At 46.6% G+C, this 25,830-nt stretch carries 34 protein-coding genes and 3 pseudogenes; 8 read left to right on the top strand and 29 right to left on the bottom strand.

Going from position 1 to position 25,830, the window contains the following annotated elements:
* Positions 1 to 7 precede the first annotated feature (7 nt).
* From OGY68_RS10315 to OGY68_RS10300, 4 genes and pseudogenes are all read right to left on the bottom strand, one after another.
* Complete coding sequence (locus OGY68_RS10315; RefSeq protein WP_286617016.1) at positions 8 to 1,879, bottom strand: prophage tail fiber N-terminal domain-containing protein; 1,872 nt, start codon at positions 1,877 to 1,879, stop codon at positions 8 to 10.
* Positions 1,880 to 1,932: 53 nt separating this feature from the next.
* A pseudogene (locus OGY68_RS10310) lies at positions 1,933 to 3,939 on the bottom strand (phage tail tip domain-containing protein); the annotation flags it as partial.
* A pseudogene (locus tag OGY68_RS10305) lies at positions 3,885 to 4,403 on the bottom strand (terminase large subunit domain-containing protein); the annotation flags it as partial. The pseudogenes OGY68_RS10305 and OGY68_RS10310, both read right to left, overlap by 55 nt.
* A complete protein-coding gene (locus OGY68_RS10300; RefSeq protein WP_003832359.1) occupies positions 4,400 to 4,897 on the bottom strand; it encodes a phage terminase small subunit P27 family in 498 nt (165 codons plus the stop codon). The gene OGY68_RS10300 and the pseudogene OGY68_RS10305, both read right to left, overlap by 4 nt.
* A 215-nt stretch (positions 4,898 to 5,112) precedes the next feature.
* On the opposite strand from OGY68_RS10300, the gene OGY68_RS10295 reads away from it, so the two are divergent.
* Positions 5,113 to 5,628 (top strand): hypothetical protein, encoded by a 516-nt coding sequence (locus OGY68_RS10295; protein WP_103771375.1) that lies wholly within the window; start codon positions 5,113 to 5,115, stop codon positions 5,626 to 5,628.
* A gap of 135 nt (positions 5,629 to 5,763) precedes the next feature.
* Here the strand turns inward: OGY68_RS10295 and OGY68_RS10290 are convergent, their stop codons facing one another.
* Positions 5,764 to 6,126 (bottom strand): HNH endonuclease, encoded by a 363-nt coding sequence (locus OGY68_RS10290; protein ID WP_079224593.1) that lies wholly within the window; start codon positions 6,124 to 6,126, stop codon positions 5,764 to 5,766.
* Between the two features lie 275 nt (positions 6,127 to 6,401).
* On the opposite strand from OGY68_RS10290, the gene OGY68_RS10285 reads away from it, so the two are divergent.
* On the top strand, positions 6,402 to 6,941 hold the full coding sequence (locus OGY68_RS10285) for a cytochrome b (protein ID WP_191212891.1): 540 nt from the start codon (positions 6,402 to 6,404) through the stop codon (positions 6,939 to 6,941).
* A 372-nt stretch (positions 6,942 to 7,313) separates the two neighbouring features.
* Here OGY68_RS10285 and OGY68_RS10280 read toward each other — a convergent pair whose 3' ends face one another.
* The 6 genes from OGY68_RS10280 to OGY68_RS10255 all read right to left on the bottom strand — a co-directional run bounded on the left by OGY68_RS10280 (position 7,314) and on the right by OGY68_RS10255 (position 9,181).
* The gene (locus OGY68_RS10280) at positions 7,314 to 7,487 is read right to left on the bottom strand and encodes a GnsA/GnsB family addiction module toxin (protein ID WP_001100119.1); all 174 of its coding nucleotides are present in this window, start codon (positions 7,485 to 7,487) and stop codon (positions 7,314 to 7,316) included.
* 203 nt (positions 7,488 to 7,690) lie between these two features.
* Positions 7,691 to 7,921, bottom strand: a complete 231-nt coding sequence (locus OGY68_RS10275) for a hypothetical protein (RefSeq protein ID WP_000756041.1) — start codon at positions 7,919 to 7,921, stop codon at positions 7,691 to 7,693.
* Positions 7,922 to 7,994: 73 nt separating this feature from the next.
* A complete protein-coding gene (gene ymcF / locus OGY68_RS10270; protein ID WP_057069020.1) occupies positions 7,995 to 8,183 on the bottom strand; it encodes a cold shock small protein YmcF in 189 nt (62 codons plus the stop codon).
* A gap of 10 nt (positions 8,184 to 8,193) precedes the next feature.
* Positions 8,194 to 8,406 carry a cold shock protein CspG gene (cspG, locus tag OGY68_RS10265; RefSeq protein ID WP_000066494.1) on the bottom strand — a complete coding sequence of 71 codons (213 nt, stop codon included), beginning with the start codon at positions 8,404 to 8,406 and terminating at the stop codon, positions 8,194 to 8,196.
* A gap of 378 nt (positions 8,407 to 8,784) precedes the next feature.
* Complete coding sequence (locus tag OGY68_RS10260) at positions 8,785 to 8,940, bottom strand: DUF2514 family protein (RefSeq protein ID WP_080625038.1); 156 nt, start codon at positions 8,938 to 8,940, stop codon at positions 8,785 to 8,787.
* Between the two features lie 37 nt (positions 8,941 to 8,977).
* A complete protein-coding gene (locus OGY68_RS10255; RefSeq protein WP_137378220.1) occupies positions 8,978 to 9,181 on the bottom strand; it encodes a hypothetical protein in 204 nt (67 codons plus the stop codon).
* 135 nt (positions 9,182 to 9,316) lie between these two features.
* Between OGY68_RS10255 and OGY68_RS10250 the strand changes: the two genes are divergently transcribed.
* On the top strand, positions 9,317 to 9,490 hold the full coding sequence (locus OGY68_RS10250; RefSeq protein WP_218116983.1) for a YnfU family zinc-binding protein: 174 nt from the start codon (positions 9,317 to 9,319) through the stop codon (positions 9,488 to 9,490).
* A 75-nt stretch (positions 9,491 to 9,565) separates the two neighbouring features.
* On the opposite strand, the gene OGY68_RS10245 is transcribed toward OGY68_RS10250, so the two are convergent.
* From OGY68_RS10245 to OGY68_RS10230, 4 genes are read right to left on the bottom strand one after another with little or no spacing between them, the layout of a single operon-like run.
* Positions 9,566 to 9,793, bottom strand: coding sequence for a hypothetical protein (locus OGY68_RS10245; protein ID WP_191212892.1), 228 nt, complete (start codon positions 9,791 to 9,793; stop codon positions 9,566 to 9,568).
* On the bottom strand, positions 9,790 to 10,305 hold the full coding sequence (locus OGY68_RS10240) for a DUF2514 domain-containing protein (RefSeq protein ID WP_249417968.1): 516 nt from the start codon (positions 10,303 to 10,305) through the stop codon (positions 9,790 to 9,792). Before OGY68_RS10240 ends, OGY68_RS10245 begins: the two co-directional genes overlap by 4 nt.
* Positions 10,302 to 10,850 carry a lysozyme gene (locus OGY68_RS10235; RefSeq protein WP_191212893.1) on the bottom strand — a complete coding sequence of 183 codons (549 nt, stop codon included), beginning with the start codon at positions 10,848 to 10,850 and terminating at the stop codon, positions 10,302 to 10,304. The genes OGY68_RS10240 and OGY68_RS10235 overlap by 4 nt, the downstream gene beginning before the upstream one ends.
* On the bottom strand, positions 10,822 to 11,100 hold the full coding sequence (locus OGY68_RS10230; protein ID WP_003832349.1) for a phage holin: 279 nt from the start codon (positions 11,098 to 11,100) through the stop codon (positions 10,822 to 10,824). The genes OGY68_RS10235 and OGY68_RS10230 overlap by 29 nt, the downstream gene beginning before the upstream one ends.
* Positions 11,101 to 12,233: 1,133 nt before the next feature.
* On the opposite strand from OGY68_RS10230, the gene OGY68_RS10225 reads away from it, so the two are divergent.
* Positions 12,234 to 13,319, top strand: a complete 1,086-nt coding sequence (locus tag OGY68_RS10225) for an FUSC family protein (RefSeq protein ID WP_103771380.1) — start codon at positions 12,234 to 12,236, stop codon at positions 13,317 to 13,319.
* Positions 13,320 to 14,124: 805 nt separating this feature from the next.
* On the opposite strand, the gene OGY68_RS10220 is transcribed toward OGY68_RS10225, so the two are convergent.
* The 14 genes and pseudogenes from OGY68_RS10220 to OGY68_RS10155 form a co-directional block, all read right to left on the bottom strand.
* A complete protein-coding gene (locus OGY68_RS10220; protein ID WP_286617009.1) occupies positions 14,125 to 14,970 on the bottom strand; it encodes a hypothetical protein in 846 nt (281 codons plus the stop codon).
* 879 nt (positions 14,971 to 15,849) lie between these two features.
* Positions 15,850 to 16,464 carry a hypothetical protein gene (locus OGY68_RS10215; RefSeq protein WP_286617007.1) on the bottom strand — a complete coding sequence of 205 codons (615 nt, stop codon included), beginning with the start codon at positions 16,462 to 16,464 and terminating at the stop codon, positions 15,850 to 15,852.
* 94 nt (positions 16,465 to 16,558) lie between these two features.
* A complete protein-coding gene (locus OGY68_RS10210; protein WP_286617005.1) occupies positions 16,559 to 16,861 on the bottom strand; it encodes a Ref family recombination enhancement nuclease in 303 nt (100 codons plus the stop codon).
* A 148-nt stretch (positions 16,862 to 17,009) separates the two neighbouring features.
* Positions 17,010 to 17,189, bottom strand: a complete 180-nt coding sequence (locus OGY68_RS10205; RefSeq protein WP_286502903.1) for a hypothetical protein — start codon at positions 17,187 to 17,189, stop codon at positions 17,010 to 17,012.
* Between the two features lie 133 nt (positions 17,190 to 17,322).
* A complete protein-coding gene (locus OGY68_RS10200; protein WP_286617003.1) occupies positions 17,323 to 17,559 on the bottom strand; it encodes a DinI-like family protein in 237 nt (78 codons plus the stop codon).
* A gap of 515 nt (positions 17,560 to 18,074) precedes the next feature.
* Complete coding sequence (locus tag OGY68_RS10195) at positions 18,075 to 18,557, bottom strand: ImmA/IrrE family metallo-endopeptidase (protein WP_286617001.1); 483 nt, start codon at positions 18,555 to 18,557, stop codon at positions 18,075 to 18,077.
* A 17-nt stretch (positions 18,558 to 18,574) separates the two neighbouring features.
* The gene (locus tag OGY68_RS10190) at positions 18,575 to 18,928 is read right to left on the bottom strand and encodes a helix-turn-helix domain-containing protein (RefSeq protein WP_286616999.1); all 354 of its coding nucleotides are present in this window, start codon (positions 18,926 to 18,928) and stop codon (positions 18,575 to 18,577) included.
* A 243-nt stretch (positions 18,929 to 19,171) separates the two neighbouring features.
* Positions 19,172 to 19,351 (bottom strand): annotated as a pseudogene (locus tag OGY68_RS10185) (hypothetical protein); the annotation flags it as partial.
* Positions 19,348 to 19,572 carry a hypothetical protein gene (locus tag OGY68_RS10180; RefSeq protein ID WP_286616997.1) on the bottom strand — a complete coding sequence of 75 codons (225 nt, stop codon included), beginning with the start codon at positions 19,570 to 19,572 and terminating at the stop codon, positions 19,348 to 19,350. The pseudogene OGY68_RS10185 and the gene OGY68_RS10180, both read right to left, overlap by 4 nt.
* On the bottom strand, positions 19,569 to 20,231 hold the full coding sequence (locus OGY68_RS10175) for a hypothetical protein (RefSeq protein WP_286616993.1): 663 nt from the start codon (positions 20,229 to 20,231) through the stop codon (positions 19,569 to 19,571). Before OGY68_RS10175 ends, OGY68_RS10180 begins: the two co-directional genes overlap by 4 nt.
* A 21-nt stretch (positions 20,232 to 20,252) precedes the next feature.
* A complete protein-coding gene (locus tag OGY68_RS10170; RefSeq protein WP_502873529.1) occupies positions 20,253 to 21,260 on the bottom strand; it encodes a phage replication protein O in 1,008 nt (335 codons plus the stop codon).
* Positions 21,257 to 21,499 carry a DUF4222 domain-containing protein gene (locus OGY68_RS10165; RefSeq protein ID WP_016152708.1) on the bottom strand — a complete coding sequence of 81 codons (243 nt, stop codon included), beginning with the start codon at positions 21,497 to 21,499 and terminating at the stop codon, positions 21,257 to 21,259. The genes OGY68_RS10170 and OGY68_RS10165 overlap by 4 nt, the downstream gene beginning before the upstream one ends.
* A gap of 12 nt (positions 21,500 to 21,511) precedes the next feature.
* The gene (locus tag OGY68_RS10160) at positions 21,512 to 21,988 is read right to left on the bottom strand and encodes a toxin YdaT family protein (RefSeq protein ID WP_286502895.1); all 477 of its coding nucleotides are present in this window, start codon (positions 21,986 to 21,988) and stop codon (positions 21,512 to 21,514) included.
* The gene (locus OGY68_RS10155) at positions 21,988 to 22,200 is read right to left on the bottom strand and encodes a Cro/CI family transcriptional regulator (RefSeq protein WP_087051043.1); all 213 of its coding nucleotides are present in this window, start codon (positions 22,198 to 22,200) and stop codon (positions 21,988 to 21,990) included. Before OGY68_RS10155 ends, OGY68_RS10160 begins: the two co-directional genes overlap by 1 nt.
* A 78-nt stretch (positions 22,201 to 22,278) precedes the next feature.
* Here OGY68_RS10155 and OGY68_RS10150 point away from each other — a divergent pair, with 78 nt between their 5' ends.
* The 4 genes from OGY68_RS10150 to OGY68_RS10135 all read left to right on the top strand — a co-directional run bounded on the left by OGY68_RS10150 (position 22,279) and on the right by OGY68_RS10135 (position 25,692).
* The gene (locus OGY68_RS10150; protein ID WP_087051044.1) at positions 22,279 to 22,695 is read left to right on the top strand and encodes a helix-turn-helix domain-containing protein; all 417 of its coding nucleotides are present in this window, start codon (positions 22,279 to 22,281) and stop codon (positions 22,693 to 22,695) included.
* A gap of 494 nt (positions 22,696 to 23,189) precedes the next feature.
* Complete coding sequence (locus OGY68_RS10145) at positions 23,190 to 23,384, top strand: hypothetical protein (RefSeq protein ID WP_286502893.1); 195 nt, start codon at positions 23,190 to 23,192, stop codon at positions 23,382 to 23,384.
* The gene (locus tag OGY68_RS10140) at positions 23,377 to 23,562 is read left to right on the top strand and encodes a hypothetical protein (RefSeq protein ID WP_286616987.1); all 186 of its coding nucleotides are present in this window, start codon (positions 23,377 to 23,379) and stop codon (positions 23,560 to 23,562) included. Before OGY68_RS10145 ends, OGY68_RS10140 begins: the two co-directional genes overlap by 8 nt.
* A 333-nt stretch (positions 23,563 to 23,895) precedes the next feature.
* Positions 23,896 to 25,692, top strand: coding sequence for a RecE-related exodeoxyribonuclease (locus OGY68_RS10135; protein WP_286616985.1), 1,797 nt, complete (start codon positions 23,896 to 23,898; stop codon positions 25,690 to 25,692).
* Positions 25,693 to 25,830 lie beyond the last annotated feature (138 nt).

Raw genomic sequence — 25,830 nt, 5'->3', positions numbered from 1 at the left:
TCTCCTTTTATGAAATTCGCTGAAAAAGACCTACATAATGCGAAGTAGTACCGTTTTGCCACTGGTTTGAGATAATGCCGCAAGCTCGCCACGTCCCCGGAAGAGGGTAGGGCCCATATTGAACACCCGACCTGTAGGCATCAATAGTGTATGTACTATAACGATCCGGTGGAAAAATAATGCCGCAAGCCTTGAGACTCCCCCCTGCAACGGTTGCGCCTGGGGCAAGAGGTGCTCCAACACTCATATATGCCAGCGCAAACGAACCTACAGCATGAAGAGCACCCGCTGGTGCGCCTGCTGGTCCCTGCGGCCCTTGCGGTCCCGTAGCGCCTGTTGCTCCATTTGCACCTGCTGGTCCTTGTGGTCCAGTAGCTCCTGTTGCCCCCTTAGCGCCTGCAGGTCCCTGTGGTCCCTGTGGTCCAGTTGACCCGGTATCCCCTTTATCTCCCTTATCCCCTTTTGCACCTGCCGGTCCCTGCGGACCTGCAGGGCCAGTTGGTCCTGTTGCCCCCGTTAACCCGGTATCTCCCTTGTCCCCCTTTTCACCTTTTGCACCTGCCAGCCCCTGCGGACCTGCAGGGCCAGTTGGTCCTGTTGCCCCCGTTAACCCGGTGTCTCCCTTATCCCCCTTTTCACCTTTTGCACCTGCTGGCCCCTGCGGACCTGGCGGACCACTGAGGTCTTCGCTTTCCTGTATCTCTTTAATGGTATCAGCGGCGGCTTTTGAGGCTGCATTCCTGGCCTGTTCAGCAAGGAGCTGTGCTTCATCCCTTGCCTGTCCACTTTCTTTCTCACTGGCAGCAGCAGCCTGTGCGCTGTTCCGGGCATTCAGGGCGTCTTCCTGAGCTTCATCGCGCAGCGTCAGGGCCTCATCTCTGGCCTGCTCTGCGCGAGTGGCACTCTCAGTGGCTGCATTTTGTTGATTCTCAGCAGTTTTCGCAGCCTGCAATGCTGATGCTTCACTTAAGGAAGCCGATTGTGCACTGCCTGCTGCCTCAGTCTCTGATTTAGCAGCCTTTTCACTGAACTCCCTGGCATGCAGTTCACTTATCGCTGCAGCTGCAGCGCTGTTATCCCCCTGTTCTGCAGCCTGTGTAGCCGTGAGGGCGCTTTCACGCACTGAGGTTTCAGATGCGGCTGCATTACCGGCATGCTCACCCGCTGTTTGTGCTGACGCAGATGCACTTCCGGCACTCCCTGCTGCAGACTGTGCCAAAGCGCCTGCCTCCTGCTGCGCTTTCTGTGCCGCATCAGCGGCGATCTTTGCCTTTCCGGCCTGTTCCGTCGCTGTCTGTGCCGACTTTGCCGCACTGTCAGCATCTGCACTGCTGGCCAGAACGCTCTGCGCGGTCTGTCGGGCATTATCTGCAGCAGACCGGGCAGAATCATCAGCAGCACCCGCAGAGAGTGCCGCCTGGCGCTGTGACTCTGCCGCAGCAGTTGCAGACAACGCTGTCGCGTCTTTACTCTGTTCCGCTGACTGTGCGGCCTGTTCGACTCGTTCCCTATCCTTCTCTGTTGCACCGCTCAAATCCACTACGCGTTTTACCATTTCCTCAAAACGTTTCATCACCTCCGGACGAAGGTCCGCGTCCTTTGGCGCATCGAGAAACGCATTCAGGGTATCCGGCGTATCGGTCGGGGCCACGTAAATATCGCCAGCCACTGAGGGAGGAAAACCTTCCCGCTGCAGTGACACACTGTAATAACCCGGTTCAGCCTCAATGCTGTAATGGCCGTTCGCGTCCGAAACAGAGGATGACATAACCTCCACAACAACGGTCGCGCTGGTTTTCTTCGCATTCAGTTGGATGATGCAGCCCTGTATCGGTTTCCCCGCTCCGTCTTTTAATACGCCAGAGATAAGTACTGCCATAATTCCTCCATAAAAAAAACGCCCGAATGAGCGCTCGTTTTGGGATTCAGTCATCAGTAAATGCTGATGCCTGTGCTGTTCTTCTTCACCACCATGACCAGTAGGTTACTGATAAAGGCAGGAGTATCGCCGCCGCCACCATTACCCTTGCTTGAAACCGTAAAGCTCATGGTCACATTTCCAGCTCCGGCAGGCATATCAATGACCGTACTGAATGATTTCGTTGGAATTGCGGGATATGCGTTGTATATCTCTCTGCCGTTGTGCTTCACAACAAGCCCACAATCTGTCCACCGGTCATTACTTGTGGCTGATTGCCCACTTGCTCCTGCAAAAGTGATGGGTGGAATAATTATCTGCCGATCAAAATCGTGATCATCCTGTATCTGGACCGTGAGGGTTCCATTCGGGTAACGCGGGGTACCGGGGAAAGCCCCTCCAACTGCTTTAACGATATCGCCAACAATCTTCTCTGCCCGCATCGTCCCCTTGATGATGCAGTTTTCCTCAATGGTCACATTGTTGAGAGCACCAGAGTTTGCACTGATATGGCCGCTGATATCCGCATTACGGGCGGTCAGCCTGCCGGCAGGCGTCAGCATAAAGGTCGGCGGGTTCCCGCCGCTGGTGATAGTGGGAGCCGTCAGATACTTGAGGAACACCTCGTTCATAAATATCTGATTCCCCTGAGCCACAAACATCGGGGTCTCATTGCCATTTGCCGGGTCGATAAACGCGATACGGTTTGCTGCCACCAGGAACTGGCTTACCTTCCCTTCTTCCGTGTCCTCCATGCTCAGGCCCAGACCAGCCACATAGTGCTTCCCGTCTTTGGTCTGCTCTATCTTCACGCCCCACATGGCATTCCATTTGCCGTTCGCGTCCTGCCATTCTTTCGAAAACTCATCCAGCCGGCTGGCGTTGTCTTCTGTCAGCCCCACCTTCTCCAGCAGCTCTTTCCCCAGATGACTTTCGGTGATTTCCCCTTTGAAGAAATCCAGGTAACCCGCCGCATCGTTGCTGGCCTGCCCTTTAGCCTCCACGAACGCCGACTTTCCGACCTGGTTCACGGCCCGGATATAGAAGTAATAGTCCTTGCCGGGTTTGATACTGCTGCTGGCCGCAATCCAGTACAACGCGGTGCCGAGATAACGCGCATCGGTTTCCACCTGGCGGATATCGGCGATTTTTTTATCCGTAAACCAGAATTCATACTGCACCGTGGGGTCGTATACCGCCTGGCGTGGGGTGGCTGTTATCTGAAAATAGCCGGGAGTCAACTCAACATAAGAAGGTTCTGCCGGTGCGGCGATGCTGAAATCCGTGCTGGCCGGATCGCCCTGCTGGCCCTGGCTGTTCACCGCCCGCACCGTCAGGGTGTAACGTCCCGGCGTCAGGTTACGGAAAGTATGCTCCGTTTTTGTCAGGGTCAGGCTGCTGGCCAGCCGGTCGCTGTTATCTTCCGCTTTCACCGTCAGGCGCAGGGAGAAGTTAACCCCCTTAACCACACGCGGGGTATCCCATCGCGCCCGCACCTGATACTGCCCCTCCTCTGCCAGAATCTCTGTGGTCAGGTGCTGCACGGCAGGCGGCGTATTCGTGATACCGGTGTCCGGTAACGGATCAAACGTCGCCCCGTTGTCCACGATGCTCGCTTTCTCCGGGACATGCTGTACGGCGGTAATGGCATACGTGCCGTCATCGTTTTCCCGTATGGCCACACAGCGAAACAGGCGCTGGCGCAGGTCCGGCAGTTTCAGCCCCCACACGCTGTACTCCGCCACGCCATCGGGTAACTGGCTGACGGTCACGGAGTCCGGGGTGGGGTGCGCGGTAACTGCGACGGTAACAGGCTGACCATCGCTGCCCACCAGGTTCAGCACCACATTGCCGCCTGCCGGTATCTCCACCTCACGGTCCAGCGTGAGCGTGCGCGTAAGGCTGTCGACCGACAGGATTCGTCCGCCCACGGTCACACCGGCATAATCACTGTCGCAGATCTCAATGATATCGCCGGGAACATGTCGCAGCCCCTCATCAGACGAGCTGGTCTGAATACTTCCCACGCCTGTTTTTCAGTTGTGGCCCCGGAATACACTTCGGCACCAAACTCGTTATCACAGGTAAAACAGTACAGCGCCACACCTGCCGATATTGCTGATTTTCCATTTTTACGCGGTATCTCCGTGTAAACCTCGCGAAATCGTCGAAGCTTCGACCCTTTCTGGACCCAGCCAAAGGCGCAGCACACAATAAACAGTTGCCATGCCTCCAGAGTGATCGGCATCCGCTTGAATGCCCAATCTCCTTTTGTATGTGGCAACAACTGGATAAATTTCGCGGCCTTTTCTGCCATGTCTTTATCGAAGCGGTAACGAAATTTCTTACTCTTTTCAGCCGCCATGTCATCGACATGACGCTGGCAGGCCTGAATGACAAACTGGCACGCCGGAATTTTCCCCCGCACAACGTTGCGGGCGTATTGATTCGCGGCGTTTACGTTGGGGTACGATTTCCGGCTCATGAGTTGATCATCTTCAGGAATGGGTTAGAGGTTTTCTTCTGTCCGGCAAGGCCGATTAGGCGTTGTCGACTGCTGGGATCAAGGCCAAGCATGGAGCCGGTAGAGCTCATCTCCGATTCCTGCTCTTTCTTTGCGGTTAGCTCAGGGTTTTTTATCTTCCCCCCCATAGCACCAGTGATAGTCAGCCCTTCTCTGGCGATATTTTTAACCGCCCTGCGCCAGAACTCATATGCAACACACCAGCGCTCAAGTACGGCAAGATCGGTAACACACAGTAATCCCTGTCCACATAATTCTTTCGTGGTCAGTTCCCACATGACGGCCGCCATTGGCAGACCATCATCCTCAGAAAACCAGTCAGGTGGTGCCACACCTTTAATCGGTGTGAATACAGGTTCCTCTTTATTCAGGGCTCGTTTGCCGGGGTTCCCTGCCAGCTCCTTGCGCGCCGTTGGCTTGGGGCGACGCCCGGAACGCCCCGCCGTTCCAGCCATAAGCGACACTCCTGGTTAAATTTCATTTTTCGCGGGTATAAAAATACGAGGAAGCGGGCAGTCCTAAAGCGCGAAAGGGGTCAGGGATTTGATCCCCCCTCCCCCCTTGAAGATGACAGCAAGAAAGCATGCAAAAGCAGATACTGGTCATCCATCAGGATGTTCAGCATAGTGTCTTCAGTTAATCTCAATAAATAAACGATGGAGTCTAAGAAATGGATAAAACTAGAAAATATGATAGAGCCTTACAACTTGAGATCCTCAACGCTCTTATAGATTGTGCTCCTAACTTTTTAAACAAGGCACAGGAGCGAGACCTCATTGAGAAGTTTGATAACTATGATCACTTTGTGGCGTGCATGCTATATCTTGAAATGCATGGTCTTGTTTCTACACCCTTCGTACGTAGCGAAACCATGGCTGGCGTTGATTTTATCTTCAACGCCCCATACTGCAACATTACAGAGAAAGGAATTGATTTTCTTCTTGATGATGGCGGCTTAAGTGCGATCCTTAAGGTTCAAACCGTTCGGTTACACAATGACACGATTGTTGCCCTTGAGGATATAATCCGTGTCGCAAATATATCTGAAGATCAGAAGAAGGGATTGATTTCAAAACTCCGAGAGCTTCCGGGAGACGCCATAAAACATTTGACCCTACAGTTACTGACTCAGGGGGTTCTGAATCTGCCGAACGCACTTCGACTAATTCAAACAACCCTCCAGTAGGGCTAAACTCGTCAGAGGGGCGAATTAACTCAAATTTGCCCCATCCCAATGTTTTACTTAAAAACACCCAAAATTCCTTCCGGGTATCTGCATGAATGTAGAAACTGTTCTTATGCATTACAGCAGTGAATATTATCATCGAATACGTTCTCTTGCTGTCTTTGCTCTGTGGCATTCCCAGCACAACGACTCAAGGTTGGAATCGTCATCAGTACCGCCATGAGCTTTTGGAATGATGTGGTCAACGCTTGCCGCTTTCTTCGCTATCCTCTGTCGGCGATGGTTCTGACACAGGTATTTATCACGCTGAAGGATACGCGCTCGTTTGATTTCCCAGAGTCGCCCATATCCACGTTCTTGCCTGCTCTTTCCCGACTGATAATTCCGCCAGCCGTCACCAGCATGCTGCTGTCGGTGTTGGTCACAATATCCGCTGACATCATTGGTGATTGCCGCACACCCTTTGTGTCGGCATGGGCGTTTAGCACGTGCTGGCATCGGCATAGTCCTGTTTGTTGGATACAAATTGTGTAATAGGCGGAAAGTAAAAATGAACCAGTAGTTGATTGAAAGTTCTCATAAATAGCGAGAATCTGCGCGGTTCTTGCCCCGTAACATCAAGGATTATCAGAAAGAAATAAAAATGAGAATTATTATCAAAACATTCAAGTGAGATCGCTGGAATAACAAACTCTTAATCTCTCAACAAAAATAAGGATTTGTTAAGCTTCATGATTTATGGTCGATGTAATACACCGTTTGAGGCAAGAATAATGGTCAAATTCTCAAAACTTCAGATTCGCTTACACTGGCTAACCCTGATATTAATAGCGATAACCTATGCAGCTATGGAGCTTCGTGGCTGGTTTCCCAAAGGCAGTAACACCTACCTTCTCATGAAAGAAACACATTACAATGTTGGGGTGTTTGTCTGGTTTTTAATGATAATACGATTAATTATTAAACATAAGTATCATGATCCAGCTATCACTCCCCCCCCACCAGCCTGGCAGATGATGGCTGCTAAAATAATGCATATCCTGCTGTACATTTCTTTTTTGGCTCTACCATTATTAGGTATTGCAATTATGGCTTACGGTGGAAAGGACTGGAGTTTCTTAGGTTTTAACGTTGCATCGTTCGTTAATCCTGACGGGGAAACAAAATCACTTATCAAAGATACTCACGAAACACTGGCAAACATCGGATATTTTTTAATCGCAGCGCATGCTGGTGCAGCGTTATTCCATCACTACGTCCAGAAAGATAACACTCTTTTGAGGATGATCCCTGATTGTAACGATAAGAAATAAATACAAATTTTAATGTTTAACATTACAGCAGGCACTCAGTGAATGTCTGCTGTAATGCCTGCTCAGTCAAGTTGAAGCACACCGTGTTCTTTTGAATCAGAGAATGCAACCAACCCAGTGTATTCGGAGATAGTGTTCCGTCATCAGCATCAAATGCTGAAATGGTTGCATGAAGAATCAAAAATGCTCCAAATCCCGCGCCGCTGCTGCCCCTCGATGGTCAGAATCGTCAAGGAGGACCCGTTAAAAGGTAAGCAGAAAATCTATGGTTAGAAGTGAAGGCTTTGACAACGCTCTAAATTTTATGACAGAAATAAAAAAGCATTACCTTTCAAGATAATGCTTTTTCACTCGAACTGAGTCTTATAACAATTAGATTAATGTGATTTTAATATCATAGCTTTCAAGACCAGTCATTTTTTCACGAGCATTAAACTGGATATCGGAAACTTCTTTTCCTGTCTTTTTTTTGAGTTCAATAATTTTTTTTGTGATGAATTCAGAAATATCCGCTTCAGTTTTTCTTTTTAAATCTTCGACGTTCATTGTTTACCCTCTTGATCTCTAACGTATCAACGCCAAGCATGTTACATTCCCCGTAGAGCACTTGTATAAGCGCTGATATGTTTAAAAGATAGAATAGAAAGACTCAATTATCAATAGTTTGCAGTACAATCTTCATGCAAAAGAGCTCGCGACCACACAAACCACTGTACTAAAATCCGGGTCGGTCACGAAACAACCAGATCTCATTTCAAAAGCTTCGAGGCTGCCTCGAGGATCTCTTCTGAACTGACATCACGATCAGAGGCTACATAAACTATTTTATGGTCTCCTGTCAGAGATGGAAATCCCGCTGACATCACGGGTAGGTGTGCTTTTTCCCCATTGGGAAACTCACGCATTATCGTAGTAATACCTTTCATTACGGTTACAACAACTGCAGGTTCTGCATTAAAAAAAACGATGACTTTTTTCATAATTTTACCGTGATGTCTCTTACAGAGATTGTCGGTTCAGCATACAAAAAAGGCTCCATAAGGAGCCTGAAATTTATTTTCTGAATTCTAAAGAAGACTGACCAGAACGAATGTACAGTGCAATATTATCAAATGTAATCATTGTTGATTTGCAAAAAATACATTTTGCTCCGAAAGGATTTTTTTCAGTAACATCAAAGTTTGACGTTCGGTACTGAGATCCGTGGCAACACGGACATCTGAAGTGAATATTATTAGTAATATCAGTTACCTTATACAGCCACGACATTAACTGCCGTGGGGCCTTTAGGTCCCTGTTCAACACTAAATTCAACTTCCTGATTCTCATTCAGCGTCTTGAAATCATTACTCTGGATAGCAGAGAAGTGAACAAACACATCTTTACTGCCATCTTTTGGAGTGATAAAACCAAAACCTTTTTCAGGATTAAACCATTTAACTAAACCAGTCATTTTATTAGACATAAACATTACCTTTATTGAGTAAGCCCTTGGGCAGAATGGTCCGAAAAAAATTATCAGAGAGAAAAGCTAACAAGGAAATCTCAACAAGAACAAGGAATAAAATTATTACAGCGACTGCTTCAGATAAATTCGTTACAAACCAGACATTCATTAACGCATGATTAACCAAACATAGCAAGGTTTAGTTTTGTAAGTAAATCTCAGTGGGTTTTGACCATAAAAATTAATTTAAATAGCTTAAATCGAAAATTATGTCATGCTGCGTAAGACCTTTATCTGTCACCCTAAGTTGTCAGGGATTTTGACTCAAGGAAGAGTCGTATTTCTTTCATAGTAAAAATTTACAAATTTATCCACGAAAACCGTCAACATCTTAATTTATAGATCTATTATTTTTTCTCTACGATTCATTGTTAGTATTTTTACGGACTCATAAATCCGCTCACATGTCATTCCTGCCCGGTAGTTTTCATCAGCGCGCTCAGCATTGTATCGAGCTTCTTCTGCCAGGCTTCCTGGCATGTCTACGAGCATTGTGGTGTCATGGCGGATGGAAAGTTTTGTTGATTCGTTAGTTATCGAGCTGTAGAACGCTATGCTCTAGCGACTCGGAATAGGCAATCAGCCCGGTGTACTCAGGGATAACCTCGCCATCATCCGCTTCGAACTCAGGGATTGTTCCGGTAGTGATGGTGTATTGTGGCTGGCCATCTTCTTTTGCGAAGGCCGCCAGGTCTTCAATCTGCTTAGCTGTAAGAACTACTGTATTGCTCATTCCTCAGTTGTTAAAAATCCCCGCTACTGTGAGGCTTGATTGATTATCGCTAACGATTACATCGTAACGGTTATAAAAGAAGCTATTAGCCAACATGTGGTGTATGGTTGTTAACCGCCCACCAGGACAATCAACATGTCGATACTCAAAGATATCAAGATGCGTACTTTACGCCATGTGAAAAGTACTTGTCCTCATTGCTCCCGCCAGTCAATGCACAGTCTGTCGAGAATAAAAAACAATATAACGTTAATTTGCCCCTTCTGTGGAAACATCTATCTTCCATCTGAAAGCAAACCAATAAAGTAACTGATTGAATACCAAATAAAACCCATACTCTCAGAATGTGGCAAAGCAGACATAACCTTTTATTGTTGTTCTCATTTAAGAGAATGTAACACCCAGAGTGGAGAGGGATTTTTCTTCTCCACAACGGCGATCAAGTTCAGCCACTGCATGCGGGCGTATGGCATCAAGAAAGGCGTTATCCTGAAAGGTAGACTGGATTGTCACACCAAATCCGGCACCACTTTCCAGTATGCTTTTCTGATGCTGTAGTTCTTTTATATCGTTATTGAGGTAATACGCTTCACCTAGGTTTTCTGCGTTCATCGCCTAACCCTGTTGTTGTTTGACTGCCTCACTGAGTCGTAAATGCGCTCACACGTCATTCCTGCCCGGTAGCGTTCGTCAGATCGCTCAGCATAATATCGAGCTTCTTCTGCAAGGCGTCCGAGCATGTCGGCGAGCACTGCGGCGTCGGCTCCGGCTGTTTTGCTTCTGACGGCAGTGGCAAGATCTGCGGTGTGCTTTGCGGCGTCCAGGCGGGAGGCAAGCTTTGTTGCTTCGGTACGCAGCTGGTTAACAGTGGCAGACAGACCAGCAGCAGTGGCAGCAGATTTAGCGGCTTGCACTTGTGCATCTTTTACAGCCTCATCACGGGCAATTATGCGCCCTTGCTCAATCATGCGGGCGGCGGTCTGCGCGTTCGCTGTTTGCGATGATTCCGCGCTGTCACGGTCAGCCCACTTCTTTTCCCAGCCGTGATTGCTCCATACGTTTCCGGCGATGAATGCGACAGCCACCAGCATCAAAATAACAATGAACTGATAGCGCAGGTTCACTTGTCTATCCCCCAGCACGTCAGCGCGCTTTCCTGGTCTCGTCGTTCAACCTGTCCGTAGCAGCCGTTTTTCTGGCCTTTGGTCAGACGGCAATCGCGGCCACCGTCTTTAATCCACCAGCGGATCGCCTCACATGCCCCTTTTGTATCTCCGGCGTTGATACGCTGGTAGAACGTTGACGGGAAGCATTTGCCTGGACCAATGTTATAAGGGCAGAAAGAAGCGATACCTGCCTTCTGCGGCTCACTCAACGGAACTTTTATATTTCGTTCAACCCATGCCAGCGCCTTGTCGCGTTCTATGCCGTTTACCTGGGCGCATTTCTCAGCAGACACCTTCATACCCTGCTCTACTGGCTTACCATCAACCATTGTGGCGCCACGGCAAATGGTCCAGATTCCGCCGCCGTCGCGATATGCTGTGAGGCTGTTACCCTCTTTCTCATCCAGAAACTGATCGAGAATAAGAGGTGCTGACGCACCGGCAAGAATCAAACTAACTACCGCTGTGCTCAGTTTATTCTTCAGCTTTGGTGACATTGCCATTAAGCCGGTCCTCCCTTTCCTTTTTCCTGTAGTACCAGTTCACTGCACAGGTGATAACAGTACATGCGATACCAACAATAATTGCCCAGTCGCTCAGGCTTAACCCTGCAATTCTGTCGGCCAACATCCAGGACACCTCTTTTGCTGTTTTTGCTGTTTCGGCATATGCCTTCGCTGATACACCGCAGCCGGTCAGCGTGGTTCCTGTTCCATATGAAAGTCTGCTGTAAATGGTGCTCATTCTGGTCATAGCCCTACCTCCGATTTTTCGGATGGTGTTGTGTGTGATTAAAGGGTCAGGCTTCACGGGCTGGATTTATCAACAAAGCACGTAGTGAGTGATACCCGTGAGCCTGAAAAAGAAGAGGCCGCCGTTTGGCAGCCTCGAATGATAATTGTCGTCTGTATCGGTAGATTGAGCAGTTCATAAAGTACATCTGCCATTAATCTCACCATAATGATGCAAAAATCCCATCACTGGTGCAATTGCACCGCTATAGATCCCGGTTGAAATATTATGAAATAATTAAATAATCAGTGAGCATGATTTTTTGTTTGTTGTTGACATTTAAATCTGCCATTAATTAACAACCAACTCTGTGGAGGATATTAATGCTTAAACTTTTCCATTATCATTCCCAATACTGGATATTTCTGGCTATTGCACTTTCTCTTTATACAGTTGCATTTCGATGATACGCATCGTTTAGTTGCATACCTTTTTCTGATATAACTTTATTTTATATAATGAGCTTTGGCTCAAACCTTAGCTCATAAAAAACATACAGCGATAAGAATATCAGACATTCTAATGTTAATACTCCCTCATTTCATAACTGCCTGTGTAATGTTATGTTTTATAAACTTTAAATCAATTTCGACTACAGACCCAAAGAATGAAGCTTCCCAAAGATTAATGCCACTGTCCAGAACAGTGCGACCGTTGACGCTGTAGTCATCAGAGCTGCTATTTTGTATTTGCTCATCCTGCATTTTACCCAGATACTGTTACCGATTTGAAATCGTCCAGAGACACCATTAAAGCAGATTTACCTGACCGAAGAAGGTACTTCATCTGAATCATGCTAACCATTTTCTGGAAACCACACAACAATTTAATAATGATTAAAGTCAACAAGTTAAATTTATGTCAGATTATCATTCAATCTGTTCTCTGCACTTATACTCATAATGATAATCCCAAAGATAGAATGAGTATTACAGAATGCTCCCATCTTAATCACTCAATTAGCAACTAATTAACAACAGTAAGCCTGAATAGCACGCAGCGGTTTTATAATTTAAAAAAGTAAGACTAGCTGTTTTTTTCAGTGTATACCTGAATATTCTTTATCGTTTGCTCTTAGTTAAAGACTTTAAACAATGAAAAAGAACATTTTTTCCGTTAAACGGAACAAACCGATAAGTCCATTAGAACTAAAGATCTACCGCAACTACCGTATAGTGCATGGGATACGAATTGCTGTAGCGTTCGTTATTACGTTCTTATTGATAAGAATGTTGAATTTGCCAGACCACTCGTGGCCCCTGATTACACTCGTAGTCGTCATGGGACCTGTAAGCTACATGGGTAACGTTATCCCCAGAGCACTTGAGCGAATGGCAGGAACTGTAGGTGGTGCGATTCTGGGGATCATTGCATTACACATTGAAATGTACTCTCTTACTCTGATGATGCTCTGGTGTGGATGCGCTGCTTTCCTTTGCGGCTATCTGGCCATGAGTAAACGCCCATATGCTGCATTACTTGTTGGGATAACGCTTGCCGTAGTCAGCAGTGCTCCTGCCGGGGACTTACAGACAGCATTATGGCGAAGCACCAATATTATTTTGGGATGTATTCTGGCTATGCTGTTTACCAGTATTTATCCCCAAAGAGCATTCATTAACTGGCGTATCCAACTTGCTGACTTTCTTGCTGACTACTTAAAAATCACTTCAGCCGGGGTCTCACGAAACGTTCTGAACCAACCCAGAATGACCGGGCTTCAAACACGTGCGTTAACTAATGTAGTCAAAATGCGTGGTCTGATTACACCAGTGAATAAAGAAACAAAGATTGCAAAGAGTCTGCTTGAGGAGATTCAGTCGATAACCCGAGATATGATAGCTGCCCAAAAATTTCAGATAAATGCCCACTGGGCATCGCGCGGCAGCCGGTTTCTGATATTGAACTCTCATACACTTTCCGACATGGAACAAATGACTCGCAACACTCTCAGTACGCTGGCTCATGCACTGCATGAAGGTAACCCGTCTCCAATAGCATCAAACAGCGAACGTCTTAATGAAATCACACAAGAGTTGCATTGCCTTTTACTCGCAAATGAAAGTGATGAGGTAATGGAAAGTGCCGTTCATGGATATGTCTGGTTAAGTATCCAGCTTGCAATCCAGCTTGAAGCACTATCAACCTTGATAACGAAAGCTCTGACAGAAAATAAATGATTTTATTGTTAATTATGTAACGTCAGCCCGAAAATGAAAGGCACCGAAAAATGTCGGTCTCCAGAACGCTAAGAGTCCGGGTTACCATAATCCAATGCCATTCAGAACAACAACCAGGGAAACAATAATTAGTGCAATGCCTATCGATAGGCTGAGCCCGATCACGGTATTTCTGAAAGGCATTTTCATAACGCTATCTCTCCACCACGATGATAACAGTATGACTGGTTTAAGTTCAGTTGTTGTGTCGAGTATCTCCCGGTGGTCCTTTGGTTGACAAACCATGCCCCGTAAGCGCTAAGCATGTCATTCACTGGCACTGTTTACTGTCAGTTTCACCCATCCGCTTGGGGAGGACTCATCACAACCACTTCAAAACGAGAGTGTTTACTAAATGCACTATTACTTTAGAACCAATAAGTAAACCCCGCAAACAAATAGCACTATTGCTCTAAAGGGGGATCATGCTTAACGGGCCGGATTTATCAACAAAGAATGTAGCGGATGCTTCCCGTGAGCCTGAGATGAAAAAGGCCGCCGTGCGGCAGCCCCGAAGTAAAATGGATTGTTTACATTGGTGAAGTAAGAGGACCTTCTAACACCTCTGCTTCACCGTTATGGCAAATGTCATCACCTCTTGTCAGATCACTGACAATCTTAACTGTTTTACCTGTAATGAATGATTAGCTCTAAATTACTTTTAGCTTGTAGCATAAACTTCATATTTTTATCTTGTGAAAACAAAATTGTCTTAACGGTACTTATAAACACCCCATCATTTATCAAAGAAATTCTTAAAAATTGATTACCCTCCGCCTTTAACTCTAACCCATTCATTTTTTAATAGTTTTTTTGATACTTTAATTAGTTCACTCGTGCAATTTAAAGATTCCGAATACTTTTCATTATAATTCTCTATTTCACCAGCATCATTTATCTTGAGTTGTAAACAACATAAATTTAATTTATTTACGCAATTAGTTACAAGTAAACCATCTTGCTCACTGTCATTAATCATCAAAAAAATATTATACTTTATACTATCCAGTGTGTTTTTTGCTTTCCTTACGGTCTCCAACCTTATATTAAACCTCTCTTGCACGTGTTTTAATCCATCATTATCCAAAGAGGTTTTTTGTTTTTTTTCATATCGTTTTAAACTTTTTTCATGAATATCTGCAATAATCATGTAATCAGCTAGAGCATCAAAATGGATAAAATATGCAGAGCAGTAATCTGCTATGTTTTTACGCAAGTCAACGATCCAACTTTGTCGATTAGCAGATATTACCTGAGCATTAATCGTCCTCTGGGCAATAGATGTCTGTAACTCGCGATCTTCTTTTAAAGAGGAGAACTGAGAGGAACGCTCTCCCATCATGAAAATATGTTGTTTTGCTCTCTCAGTCTGTAGAAATTTTTGTTGCTCTTGGCGCTCTTTCTTAACGTTTTTGGCATTCACATGGAACGTTCGCCACGCAATCAGCGCTGGAATAATCCCCCCCAAGAATGTAGCACCTACAGTAAGTGCCAGTTGGTTATAGTCCGTTGGAGTATCAATGGTCAGCTTAGGTAAAGAAGATAGTTTCAATAACAACTGGTCAACATTGCCAACTTCAAGAAGTTTGAAAGGTACGCCCTGCCACGACATGCTAAATCCTTTTCATATGTTAGAAAGACGAAAGCCAATATAGCATTTAATACATTAACTTTGGGAGATAAGCGCTGCTATCCCTTTACAAATACTACAGTCTGGATTAACAACAGGTACAGAATGTAAGATGCCTATAGAATTGCGCACTATCTTTATACCCCAAGCGATAAAGACTATGTGATATATGCCTACGATTTAGAGATATAAAAAGATCGGCGATATGACAGGGGTACTGGTGCAATGCACCTCGCGAATACCCCTGTCGTATCGCCGGAAAGCAAAAACCCCGCGCTGGCGGGGTTCTCGTTAAATTCAAATTGTTCGCTTTTCGTCGCTGCCATCGTGGCGCAGCTCTGCCAAGCATGAATTGATTATTCACTTTGTTGGCCCGTTTTCAAACGTTTTTACATCACAAAGCACTTATAGCTAATTCCCATCAACGTTTTGTACAAATATCATTCAACAAATGAGATGTTCGTTACAAAACGATCGTTTTGAACGATCGATAAATGAAAATCGATCTGTAATACCAATTTTAACTGTGTGGTTATCGCACGTAGACTCAGGGTCAAACCTAATAAATGGAATTATCATGAGCCTTTATCACTATTTGGCCATATATATCGCGGGCTTCATCGTAATGTTTGCTTTGTTAGTTCGTGGGGATCGAGTACATGGCCTCGAGTTTGACCTGGCTGATACGTTGATAACCTCCATTCTGTGGCCCTTCTACTCTGTGGCTATTATCTGTATTAAGATTTATGAGCGGTTTAAACAGAATCGTCAGTAATAGCCAGTTACCCCAGCTACTGACCGGGGTTTTTGTTTCGAATTACAGACTCATTAGTCTCCCGGTCAGCTCCTCTTTTGGTATGACTAACCATCCTCTAACCCAGCTCTCATCTGGTTACGAACCGCAAGGAATGTTTTTGCTCTGAATATTTCCAGGCACCATCGCACACGCTTTCTCGCCTCCCCGTCAGTTAACCATGGCGCAATCGCCTGCAGCTCCCGGGTTATGTCTGAAATTTTTTTTCGGGTGGTGTAATACTGAAGACCAACAACATAAACCGGATCGTTAATATCCAGCGCCTGCAATACGCATTGTTCAACAAAATCGACATCATCATTATGCAGGGCTTCATCAATTACACTGGCAGGTGACTGCGGCCAGAGAATACTGTGCGCCCTGTTCATTGCCTGCTGTCCACGGAATCCCTCCTCTCTAGCCTGATTTAACGCAACGGTGAATCGTTCGAGTGCCTTATCTGACCAGTTTCGTCCCTTAAGCACATTCCAGCACGCATGGCCCCGCGGCATACGGGGTGCAGTATTTCCTCCTACACCTTCGCCCCATGTAGTGAGCAGGGATTTAATCCATCCGGACTGGATCCCCGTCAGGAGAATGCATTTACCCAGCCAGCTTTTACGCGGCGCAGCTGCTGCTTTTTCAAATGCTGACTGCTTTAATCTGCGTTGCCGTGGTGTCATGCTGTTAGCTCCTCAACAATTATTCTCTCTGTTTCTCCCCATGATTTTGATACTCGAACACCATTAATCACGATTGGTGCGCAAACTCTAATCATCACCCAACTCCCCCCAGTTCGTAGAGAACCTGCACCAGCAACTCTGTTTCAGTACCGAAATTGTTTTCCCAGGACTGGCGCCCGGCATGAATGGCTATGCCGTATCCGCCCTGGCGATGATGGATTGAGCAAAGAGGAATGACTTTGAAATTGTCAGCGCACTGGCCAACTCCCTGACCAGTTCGGATGTGATGTATTTCTGCTGGGGTTTCACCCAGTTTCAGGTTTTTGCAGACAATACAGCCCAGCCCGGCTACGCGGGAAAGGTGAAGTTTTTCAGATTTATTTTTTGATCTGCTCATGCTGCACCACCAGCATGAACAAAGACACCGCTCACAAAGAAACGGTGTGAGTGGGGTAATTCAATTTTATGCGCCATCGTGATTTCCCGGTTGGCGCAGTGTTACTCCGCAGGCTGTTCAGACCCGTGTTTGAGTATAACCTAACTTATCAGGCATCTGAAACAGGAAGGCCAGCTTTCTTTCTTGCTTCTTCCAGAGCTCGCAAAGACGTCACAAATTCATCTTTGCGCAGCGCGAATCCCCTTTCTGCCCTGCCCTTTACGACATAAATCAGAACCGGGCCAGTATGCTCCGGCAGTCCGGGAATTAAATCATCCGGAATTTGCATGAGATGCCCCTTGCGGTGATATCCACACCGTTAAGCCAACGGAAATTGCGTCTTAGCTGTAGCGCGGCGCGCAACGAGAAATTTAGCAATCAGGCGTAACAAAATGGCGGCCAAGGCTGCCTGCGAGGGTTGATCAGTTAAAAAACCATTCATCCGCACTTTCCCACGTTTCCTGCAGGATTTCTTCAATACGTTTTTTATCGCTCTTTTCGCCTCCGATGACGCTTAGTCCATCAGAACCGGTTCGTCGTATCGTTAATTTACAGTCTGAATAGTCCTGGCTGATTCGACGAAAAAGTTCCTTTTCAAGCGCTGGCACAGCTCCTTTCGGAAGCTCCTTAGTGTGATCAATTGTAATTTCAATCTTCATGATTCCCTCCGCCTCGAAATACTGTACATTTATACAGCATACCTATTAAACCTCATATTCAAGTGGTTAATAGCACTTTCCGCCAAAGCCATGGCGTTGTATACACTAAGTTTTTCCGAATATTCAGAACTGATTAATAAAGAAGGTTGAAGCAGAATGAGCAAGAAAAAACCCGCCGAAGCGGGTTTTCTTTAATATTACGCAGCGCTCTGTTCAGAGCAATCACATACAGGAATCGGGAAAGGATGCCCCTTTCTCGCATAACGCATTACTCCATTGACACAAACGGAGTAGCGAAAAATGATTTCGCACGTCTTCCCGCATTTACTACAGGTTCCCATTGCCATAGCTTGAGTTTCCCTGCATACCTGTAAATCCACACAGGTTGCGCTTTGTTAGGAGAACCACTAAACTTCAGCTGTCTAAGAAGAGTGTCGTGGCTGGATTGCCTCCATACTCTGCGGAATGTGTTAGCGCACACTCCGCCCCCGAAAGCCCTGTTAGCGCAGGGCTTTTCAATAAAACTCAAAGCAAAGCTGTTTTGTCTGATAACCAAGCTTATCTAGCATTGTTTCTGCAAACAAATCCGCTTGCCATTCAGAATCTTCATTTATCTCTGGTTGTTTATTCGCAAAGTGTAAAACAGGTTTATGCTGAAGAAGCAAATGACCTAACTCGTGAAAAATAACGAACAAAGCCGACTGTTCTCCTGCACATGCCATTTCATAAATGTGGTTTGGTACCCTGATGGTTAAACTTTCTGGTTCACAGTGTCCGATAGTCAATCCCAGCGTCTCCTGAAACCATTCATCATCATCCATTGGATCAAGAACAATATTCCATTCAGAAAGCTGTTCCAGCGCAATATCAAATCTGCGTGGTCTACGTTTATATTTATATTTGCTTGTAAAACCTAATGCAAAACAGGCATTTACTGCTCTTAATTTAATATCAAGTTCATCTAAAGGACGAACACGCGTACCACGCATTTGATGCATAAAGATTACCTACATAATTATTTCTTATTAATTTCTGCGAGCAACTCAGCGAATTTTTTTAATTCATCATGAGTAAACTCCGATTTGGCAAATCCAGCCACTAGCATTTGTTGTTGCTTTGAGAGACCTTCAATTGGTACAGACTCGTTTGAAATGTTAGCCAATACATCTAAGTCCTCAATGTAATAGCCTTGCTCAGCGAAAAGCTCATTGATTGCCGATACCCACTTAGCAGGAATTTTTTTTGAGCCAGTTTCTAAACCACTTAAAAATGCAGAGGTTGTTCCCAAAGCCTTAGCCATAGTGAGTAAGGTGTACCCAGTATCTATCCTCGCTTTTCTGACGGCCTTACCGAATTCAGTGAGTGCCATAGTCCAATCCTCAGTTTGCTTATGTGTACAGGTTTGGTAATAACCGAACCTGTTAAATACCAAATGTTATGATGATAAATTTACCACACAACATAATTTTGTAAACCATTTTGGTTAATTTTTTTCTCAATATCGCTACTTCGATTCTAACCTTCGTGTTCTACCGAAACTAGCTGCTCTTTGATGTGCTGTGTTTCGGCTCAGGCCAGTGACGAGCCTTGTTTATCACCATCTTGGTATGCCTACCATCGCATTATCCTCTGCCATACGCTCGACCATGCAAACAGTGGTAGTCAGGGCGCATTCCCGGATGAAACTGTGAAGGTGTTGCTTACGCCGGTAAGGACTGTGTTTCGAGTCGCAGCGGCTTTTAAATTCGACGGTCCAGCGATGGATACAACGAGCGTTAAGTGATTTGCTCATTTCGATGCTCCCTGATTTGCTTTTTCAACCAGTTCAACCCACTGTGGTGCCAGCTTTTTTTCTGCCTGCGCGCGGCTGCCGGCCGGGCCGTTCAAACTCACACGGTAATGGTCATACGGGCATTTCAATCCGCCCCATACCCACTCCATATGGTTTGGCTTCAGCGCGTACTCAGGCATGTTCCCGCACTCCGGACAGCGTGGCAATTCGCTCTGTTTCATTGCGCCAGCTCCTGCACCAGCGCGCCATGTATGCGAATGCTGCGAACGGCTTCACGAAGTTTTTCCAGGTTGGCCAGCTTCGCTTTCGTGCGGCGAATTTCACTTGAGATACCGCGTACCGTTGGGATCAACAGATCATCAGGGCGGCTGACGAAAGCGGGGATTTCCTCGACAATTTCAGTGACGGATTTTTCTGGTACCGGTGGAGTTGATATCTCCGGTTCCCGTTGTGCAGAGCTTTTGTTTTTCACTGGTCCAGCAGCAGGCACCGAATAAACAAACTTACTGCCCACTTTTTCGCGAATGATCCGCCCTTTTGTCATGTGGTGGGTCAGCATTGGAGCCACACGTTTTGACTCAATACCTGCAAGTGTTGCCAGCTCAAGGGATGTCTGTGGTCCATGTTCCGCCAGTAATGCGATGACGTCGCTGACAGATACACTTGCCGGTGTTTTGCTGACAGAACTGGTCGCCGTGGGCTGTGATTTAACATCCCCGATACCAACTTTCCAGTACCCGTTCACCTGAATAACCTCGTTACGTTCTTCCTGCTCACGCAGCATCCCGATCACCGCCGCAGGCTCAATTTTCATGCGCGCCGCAATTTCACGGGCAGTCGCTTTTTCCATCGCTTTCAGTACGTCTAAAATGGTTTCCATAAAATTCTCCAGGTTAATTTTTTAGCCCCTGAAACCTTCAGGGATGGTGTTGTCTGGCACTGAAATGGCGTTAACATCCCGCTGTTGCGTGCTACCGCCAAGGCGGATAATTAATTCATCCCACTTTTCCCGTAGCTTTGAAGGGCTCAGAACGTTGCGACACCAGAACGGATCGCGTTGTACGCGTTTGAATAAATCGCAAATCTGGCGATGGGTGCGCCCGTCTATGCAGCGCATCAGGCGTATTTCGTTTGCCCAGGCATTCCAGTTAGGGTCTTTTGGGCGTGACAGTTCGCCGTCTGTCTCGGCGGCCTTCTCGTAAAGTTTTTTGATGCGGGAAAAAATCCACTCAGCGCACTGATGATCTTCTGGTGTGCCCCATTTGCCTTTTTGCTGTTCAGAAGATGATTTTTTTTCTTCGCCTGCGGATAAATCGACTTCCGGGGACGCAGTTCCCGGACAAGAAGAGATCTGTATGTATTTATCTGTTTTAAGATCTGTATAGAGAATAGATTCGGCTTGAGAGCCGTTTCCAGGATTCGGCTTTTGAGCCGTTTCCATTCGGCTTAAGAGCCGTTTGGGTTCGGCTTGAGAGCCGTTTCCATTCGGCTTAAGAGCCGAATCCAGAGCTGGCGGGAATATCAGGGCAATTAATGCCTCTTCATTGATGCGATAATGCATCTTTGGCGTACCATTTACCTTGCGTTTCTTCTCTTCGATAACACCAGGCAAATACTGGCTGAGTATTTTGCTCATTGCCTTGCGGATGACGTCCTCACTGGAGGCTCGAACTTCCGCAGCAATTACCGCATGCTCTTTGTAAAACCAGCCATTTTCGAGGTGGGATTTACCAGACCAGAACACCAGTTGATTCAGAATCGCCGCGAGTAAATGCTGTTGGCGGTCACCGGCGAAAAAATCCAGGTAAGGACAAGGGATCGTGATGCTGTTCCCCTGACCGGACATCGACTGGACAATCTCAAAAATTCTACTCACACAAAACTCCGTACCTGCTGTGCACTCTGTCATGACTGCACCTTCCTGAACTTGAGTTCAAACTCTCTCCGACCTGTCTCGCAGATGTCCTGATAGCCTTCGTATCGGTACATAACCCGAAGATGGGAAACTCTCATTACCGTAACCATGCGTCCGCGTTCGTTGCGGTATTTCATCCCCGGAATCAGTTCAGCGCTGCGATCGACTGTCTCCGCCGGTACTCTGTGCTTCATCGCTTTTTTCATGCGGTCTACTAATTCCTGGGCAAGCATGGGAGTCTCCTGTTACACCGCGTGCGTGCTGATATGTTTAAACTGGATACTGACGCCGGGAATGAGATCGGCCAGCGCCTGAATTGCCTCTGCCGTTTCTTTGCGGATTACCTGCACTGGCTTACCAGTCAGCACCGCGCTGGTCGCCTCTATGCACTCGCGGTTCGCAATGGCCACCAGGTTATGTAAGTCATGCTGACCAGCCAGCTCTGCATCCATCGCAGCTCTGATTGCTGGAGCCAGCGCAGCTGCCTGACCACGATAGTTCGGCGTGTCATTTCGAAATGCCCGCTGGATGATCTGCGTGTTGTTATGCAGGCGGCGTGCATACTCTGACGGGTCAACGATATCAGCCAGGCTGTCCAGCAAATCACCGTAGTGATGCGCTGTAATCAGCGGGACTATCTTTTTCCAGCCCCCCTTCCTGCCATCCTTCATCGCCCACTCTTCGAGCTCGAGGGCCAGCAATTTGATCTCATTGATTTTCATCAGTCAGACTCCCCCAAACGTTTTGCTTTAGCATGCTTGTCATAGATTTCGGGGTCATATTGCAGGGCGCCGTTAGAGGCGATTTGCAGTCTCATCGCGTTTTTTTCTGGTACCAAGTCACCCCATACGGAAACCGATGAAGCAGCCACGCCTGCTGCCTTTGCCGTTTTTGATTTACTTCCAAAATATTGAACTGCATCTTTTTTAAACACGACCGCGCCTCCTTAGGTTTTCCTAAGGAAAGTAGATCGTAGGGAAATTTAAGTCAAGAGAATTTAGAATTACCTAATATGGATAAAGAAACCTTCGGTACTCGTCTTTTAAGACGACGCAAAGAGTTAAAGCTTTCCCAGGCGGCCTTGGCCAAACTGGTAAAGGTTGCGCACGTAACCATTTCTCAGTGGGAGCGCGATGAAACTCAACCGGCAGGGAAGAGGTTATTCGCTCTGAGTAAAGGTTTACAATGTCCTCCAGCATGGCTTCTCTTTGGTGATGAAGCCCAGCTTCCCGGCGCTCCGTTACCATCAGAAGAGCAAAGAGAATTAACTGAGATCCAACTGGAACTGTTAGAGCTCTTTGATTCCCTCCCCGAATCAGATCAGATTGGCTTCCTTGAGGAGTTGCGTGCTCGCAACGAAAACAACAGCATCCGTCTTCAAGAGCTGTTAGAAGCAGAGAAGAGAAAAAGAAAAGCCCGCATAAAATAAACCAATAAACTCAACTCATAAAATCAATGAGTTATCTTTTCACGCCAAAATATTTAGATTTTTCTACAAAATAAAACTTGATAGAAAACTTAAGTTAACCTAAGTTTATCCCATCAAGTAACCACACGCAGTGATTACTCAGAATCAAAATGTTCCGCTGACCCTGGCGATACAGGGGAAAACAGATTTGAAGATTTAACGCAGCACAGGTGTCTTCGGGAGGGGTTACGGGCTGGAGTGACTACCAGCATCGACAGCTCTATCCGACGAAACGGAACCGTCTAACCCGCGGTTGTCGGCGAAAAGTACCGTAGGGGTACCAGCTGGTCACTGGTCCCCGCCCGAAGATACCTACCACCGCGCCTGATGTGGTTAAAAGCAGGCCAAAGCAATAAGAAGTAGAACCCTGTGCTTGCAGATGTGATTAGTTGCTGTGTGTGCCGCGTGGTCTTTGCCCATCTCCCACGATGGGCACCTTTTTTACCGGAGGGTTTATGAAAAATTCACAGCCAGTTATACCGGGCGGGGATCCTGATTTGGAAAGCTCAGTTAATAATTTTATTTACCAATTAAGAGCTCCTGCTTTTCGCGACCGCCTTACAGCTGAGCTCGAAGCACTGTACGAACAACAGAAAGCTACTCTCGATCACACTGAATCTCTGCTCAGGATGGTGCGTACCCATGGTTAAATTTACCAGCGACGATATTGCCCAGCGTACAGCTGAAGCTGAATATAAAAAAGCTGTGGCTGATATAACCGGTGTTCAAAAATACAAAGATGAGGCGGTGCTGGATATGTGCTTCATCAAAGTAATGTCAAAAATAGTTAACGACCAGAGGGTTAATATTAGCGAATTTTTACGCTGAACTTTTATTTACCCCCTTCGATAACTTTAAGCAATTAAGAGAGTTTTTATTTATGCCTTAACTGGCAGGGCTAACTACATCCATCAATGATGGCCTTGTCATAATCAGCCATGCAGGGAGGGTAAGTGACACTTGAGTGCTGTCCATATTGCAAAAAATGGAGTTCTGTTGACTCCATGTATAAATCAACAAAAAGAATGAATAAGAGAGTAGTGACTGCTTATTTCTGTAGCCTTGAGCATGCTATCTCCTACAAAAAAATTCATGAACCACGGCGCTGTAATTTAAGCAGAAGCAATGCGAGCCATTCACATAAACATTATTGAGGCTAATATGACAACTGGATTAAAAAAGTTTGGTGGGAGATTCGAACCGAAAAAAAGTGCGCTTGAAAAAGATAGTACGCTTCCGGTTTATGTTGCTTTTAAACAAGCCAAGAATAAAACAATAGCAAAAACATTACTGCATGCGGATTTTATACAGTTCGCGCCAGATTATGCTGATGATTATTTTGCTCCCAAGGTATGGGAAGTAAAGGAAGGAATGTTCTGCACTGTTGAAGGGCAGTTCTATACCGACCTCTTCACCGGTGACATTATCTGGAATGCTGAAAAAGGCGAACCAGAGCGCGTTATGGTTGAACCAGAGCTTGCTGGCGATAATGAACAACTTAATGCTGGCGCGCCGGAAGAGCAAATGAAACTGGTGAAAGAGCTGGATGTGCTGGCCCGCGCATACTGCCTTGCGGTGTTTGGTGCCATTGATGAAATCACCCCTTCTCAGTATGGCCAGTTAATCGACATGCTGAATGATGATGAATTTAGCCCTTTACGCGAACAGTCAGAGGGTCTTGCCAAAGAACCCCGCATTCTTGCCATGCTTCCTGAAAAACAGACCGAATGCCTGGCCTGGGTGCGTCAGAAGGCGCGCGACAATGCTAAATGGCCAGACTATAAAAACCTGTTTACCCAATGGGTTGATACCCCGCCCGATAAACGCGAGCCAATAAAGTGTGTTCAGAGTGGCACCAGGAGCAGTGACAAGCCAACCATGAGCGAACTTGCTACCAGACTGCGCTATCGCACAGCCATGGGAAAATTATCCCGATCCATGGATTTCGACGTGTGCAGCCCTCCAGTTAGCATTGAAATGCGCATCAATACCATGCTGTGCAGTAAAAATGTCGAGATTGATGACTGGTGTGCGCCATTTTCACGAACACCGGGTATTCATGATTATCACCCGGCTTCCATCGTGGCCATCATCAAAACCGCTGATGAAAAACTTCATATTTACCCTAGCGAACTTCGCCAATACATCGATAGCTGCATTGCGGGTTTTGACTGCGTTAATCCACCACAACTGGTCATTGATATTGCTTGCGGCCGTACGTCTGCCCCGCTGCCACAAAAGAATGATGGAGCAAAATCTGATGGTAAAACCGAACAGACGTTACAGGACGAAAATTTACCACCAGCAGTCTGCCCGGCTCGCGCTGCAGAACTCGACAGGGAACTGGATGCAGCATTTGCCAATAGCACCTCAAATGAGGGCGAAAAAACGGAAGTGACCGAACAGGAAGACGACCGACCACTTCTGGATGATCATGAAATTGAGATTGCCCACGCGCTGAATGACCTGCTGTCCGGACGTACTGACATTATGGGCAAAGAAGAAGCAGAAGGCGTTGTGGCATGCACTGGTCATATAATCGCTGACGTTCTTCCTCTGCTAATCATCGATATCGCCACCACTGAATTTTGTCTGTCGCCCAATTTCAGCGATGAAGAAGTTCATGATGTCGCAACGACAATTCTTGATAGCTGGTCTGATGATGCTGCCGTACGTCAGAAAATCGCCCTCGATGCGATCGTAGAATATCGTCGCCCGGAACCGCCAAAACCGGTGGTGATGGATCCTCCCGTGGTTACCGTTAAGCCGAAAAAGGAACCAGAAACAGTATTTGCGCCAAAACCTACCCCGATGGCCCTCACCTACCGCCAGCAACTGACGCTCGCAGCACTGCAAGGGATGTGTGCAAACCCGGCATACCGCGGTGATTTTGACGAATTGCCGCACATGGCCGCAGCGTTGGCCGCTGGGGTTATAAGTGCGGAGGTGGAGCAGTGACAGAGAATTTAACCGGCGATGAAGCCCTGATCCGTTCTCTGCACCTCTGTGATGATGGATGTGACTGGACGTCCTGGCATTTATGGCGAATGGGAGAACGCAGGCGCATAAGTGAACATGTTTTCACGCGGCCACCAG

Source organism: Citrobacter sp. Cpo065 (assembly GCF_030332805.1).
In the GTDB taxonomy this organism is placed as follows: Bacteria; Pseudomonadota; Gammaproteobacteria; order Enterobacterales; family Enterobacteriaceae; genus Citrobacter; species Citrobacter portucalensis.
The sequence above is the reverse complement of the archived record's forward strand: the minus strand, read 5'-3'. Positions and strand labels throughout refer to the sequence as shown.

Excerpts from the sequence above, each read along its gene's own strand:
- OGY68_RS10250 (WP_218116983.1), top strand. The coding sequence starts at position 9,317 with ATGTCGATACTCAAAGATATCAAGATGCGTACTTTACGCCATGTGAAA.
- OGY68_RS10295 (WP_103771375.1), top strand. The coding sequence starts at position 5,113 with ATGGATAAAACTAGAAAATATGATAGAGCCTTACAACTTGAGATCCTC.
- OGY68_RS10260 (WP_080625038.1), bottom strand. The coding sequence starts at position 8,940 with ATGCTCGTAGACATGCCAGGAAGCCTGGCAGAAGAAGCTCGATACAAT.
- OGY68_RS10225 (WP_103771380.1), top strand. The coding sequence starts at position 12,234 with ATGAAAAAGAACATTTTTTCCGTTAAACGGAACAAACCGATAAGTCCA.
- OGY68_RS10315 (WP_286617016.1), bottom strand. The coding sequence starts at position 1,879 with ATGGCAGTACTTATCTCTGGCGTATTAAAAGACGGAGCGGGGAAACCG.
- OGY68_RS10290 (WP_079224593.1), bottom strand. The coding sequence starts at position 6,126 with ATGCCAGCACGTGCTAAACGCCCATGCCGACACAAAGGGTGTGCGGCA.
- OGY68_RS10200 (WP_286617003.1), bottom strand. The coding sequence starts at position 17,559 with ATGAAGATTGAAATTACAATTGATCACACTAAGGAGCTTCCGAAAGGA.
- OGY68_RS10150 (WP_087051044.1), top strand. The coding sequence starts at position 22,279 with ATGGATAAAGAAACCTTCGGTACTCGTCTTTTAAGACGACGCAAAGAG.
- OGY68_RS10285 (WP_191212891.1), top strand. The coding sequence starts at position 6,402 with ATGGTCAAATTCTCAAAACTTCAGATTCGCTTACACTGGCTAACCCTG.
- OGY68_RS10215 (WP_286617007.1), bottom strand. The coding sequence starts at position 16,464 with ATGACACCACGGCAACGCAGATTAAAGCAGTCAGCATTTGAAAAAGCA.
- OGY68_RS10195 (WP_286617001.1), bottom strand. The coding sequence starts at position 18,557 with ATGCATCAAATGCGTGGTACGCGTGTTCGTCCTTTAGATGAACTTGAT.
- OGY68_RS10175 (WP_286616993.1), bottom strand. The coding sequence starts at position 20,231 with ATGGAAACCATTTTAGACGTACTGAAAGCGATGGAAAAAGCGACTGCC.
- OGY68_RS10275 (WP_000756041.1), bottom strand. The coding sequence starts at position 7,921 with ATGAAAAAAGTCATCGTTTTTTTTAATGCAGAACCTGCAGTTGTTGTA.
- OGY68_RS10135 (WP_286616985.1), top strand. The coding sequence starts at position 23,896 with ATGACAACTGGATTAAAAAAGTTTGGTGGGAGATTCGAACCGAAAAAA.
- OGY68_RS10245 (WP_191212892.1), bottom strand. The coding sequence starts at position 9,793 with ATGAACGCAGAAAACCTAGGTGAAGCGTATTACCTCAATAACGATATA.
- OGY68_RS10210 (WP_286617005.1), bottom strand. The coding sequence starts at position 16,861 with ATGAGCAGATCAAAAAATAAATCTGAAAAACTTCACCTTTCCCGCGTA.
- OGY68_RS10280 (WP_001100119.1), bottom strand. The coding sequence starts at position 7,487 with ATGAACGTCGAAGATTTAAAAAGAAAAACTGAAGCGGATATTTCTGAA.
- OGY68_RS10140 (WP_286616987.1), top strand. The coding sequence starts at position 23,377 with ATGGTTAAATTTACCAGCGACGATATTGCCCAGCGTACAGCTGAAGCT.
- OGY68_RS10165 (WP_016152708.1), bottom strand. The coding sequence starts at position 21,499 with ATGCTTGCCCAGGAATTAGTAGACCGCATGAAAAAAGCGATGAAGCAC.
- OGY68_RS10190 (WP_286616999.1), bottom strand. The coding sequence starts at position 18,928 with ATGGCACTCACTGAATTCGGTAAGGCCGTCAGAAAAGCGAGGATAGAT.
- OGY68_RS10220 (WP_286617009.1), bottom strand. The coding sequence starts at position 14,970 with ATGTCGTGGCAGGGCGTACCTTTCAAACTTCTTGAAGTTGGCAATGTT.
- cspG (WP_000066494.1), bottom strand. The coding sequence starts at position 8,406 with ATGTCTAATAAAATGACTGGTTTAGTTAAATGGTTTAATCCTGAAAAA.
- OGY68_RS10255 (WP_137378220.1), bottom strand. The coding sequence starts at position 9,181 with ATGAGCAATACAGTAGTTCTTACAGCTAAGCAGATTGAAGACCTGGCG.
- OGY68_RS10180 (WP_286616997.1), bottom strand. The coding sequence starts at position 19,572 with ATGAAACAGAGCGAATTGCCACGCTGTCCGGAGTGCGGGAACATGCCT.
- OGY68_RS10145 (WP_286502893.1), top strand. The coding sequence starts at position 23,190 with ATGAAAAATTCACAGCCAGTTATACCGGGCGGGGATCCTGATTTGGAA.
- OGY68_RS10160 (WP_286502895.1), bottom strand. The coding sequence starts at position 21,988 with ATGAAAATCAATGAGATCAAATTGCTGGCCCTCGAGCTCGAAGAGTGG.
- OGY68_RS10300 (WP_003832359.1), bottom strand. The coding sequence starts at position 4,897 with ATGGCTGGAACGGCGGGGCGTTCCGGGCGTCGCCCCAAGCCAACGGCG.
- OGY68_RS10205 (WP_286502903.1), bottom strand. The coding sequence starts at position 17,189 with ATGCAAATTCCGGATGATTTAATTCCCGGACTGCCGGAGCATACTGGC.
- OGY68_RS10170 (WP_502873529.1), bottom strand. The coding sequence starts at position 21,260 with ATGACAGAGTGCACAGCAGGTACGGAGTTTTGTGTGAGTAGAATTTTT.
- OGY68_RS10235 (WP_191212893.1), bottom strand. The coding sequence starts at position 10,850 with ATGGCAATGTCACCAAAGCTGAAGAATAAACTGAGCACAGCGGTAGTT.
- OGY68_RS10230 (WP_003832349.1), bottom strand. The coding sequence starts at position 11,100 with ATGACCAGAATGAGCACCATTTACAGCAGACTTTCATATGGAACAGGA.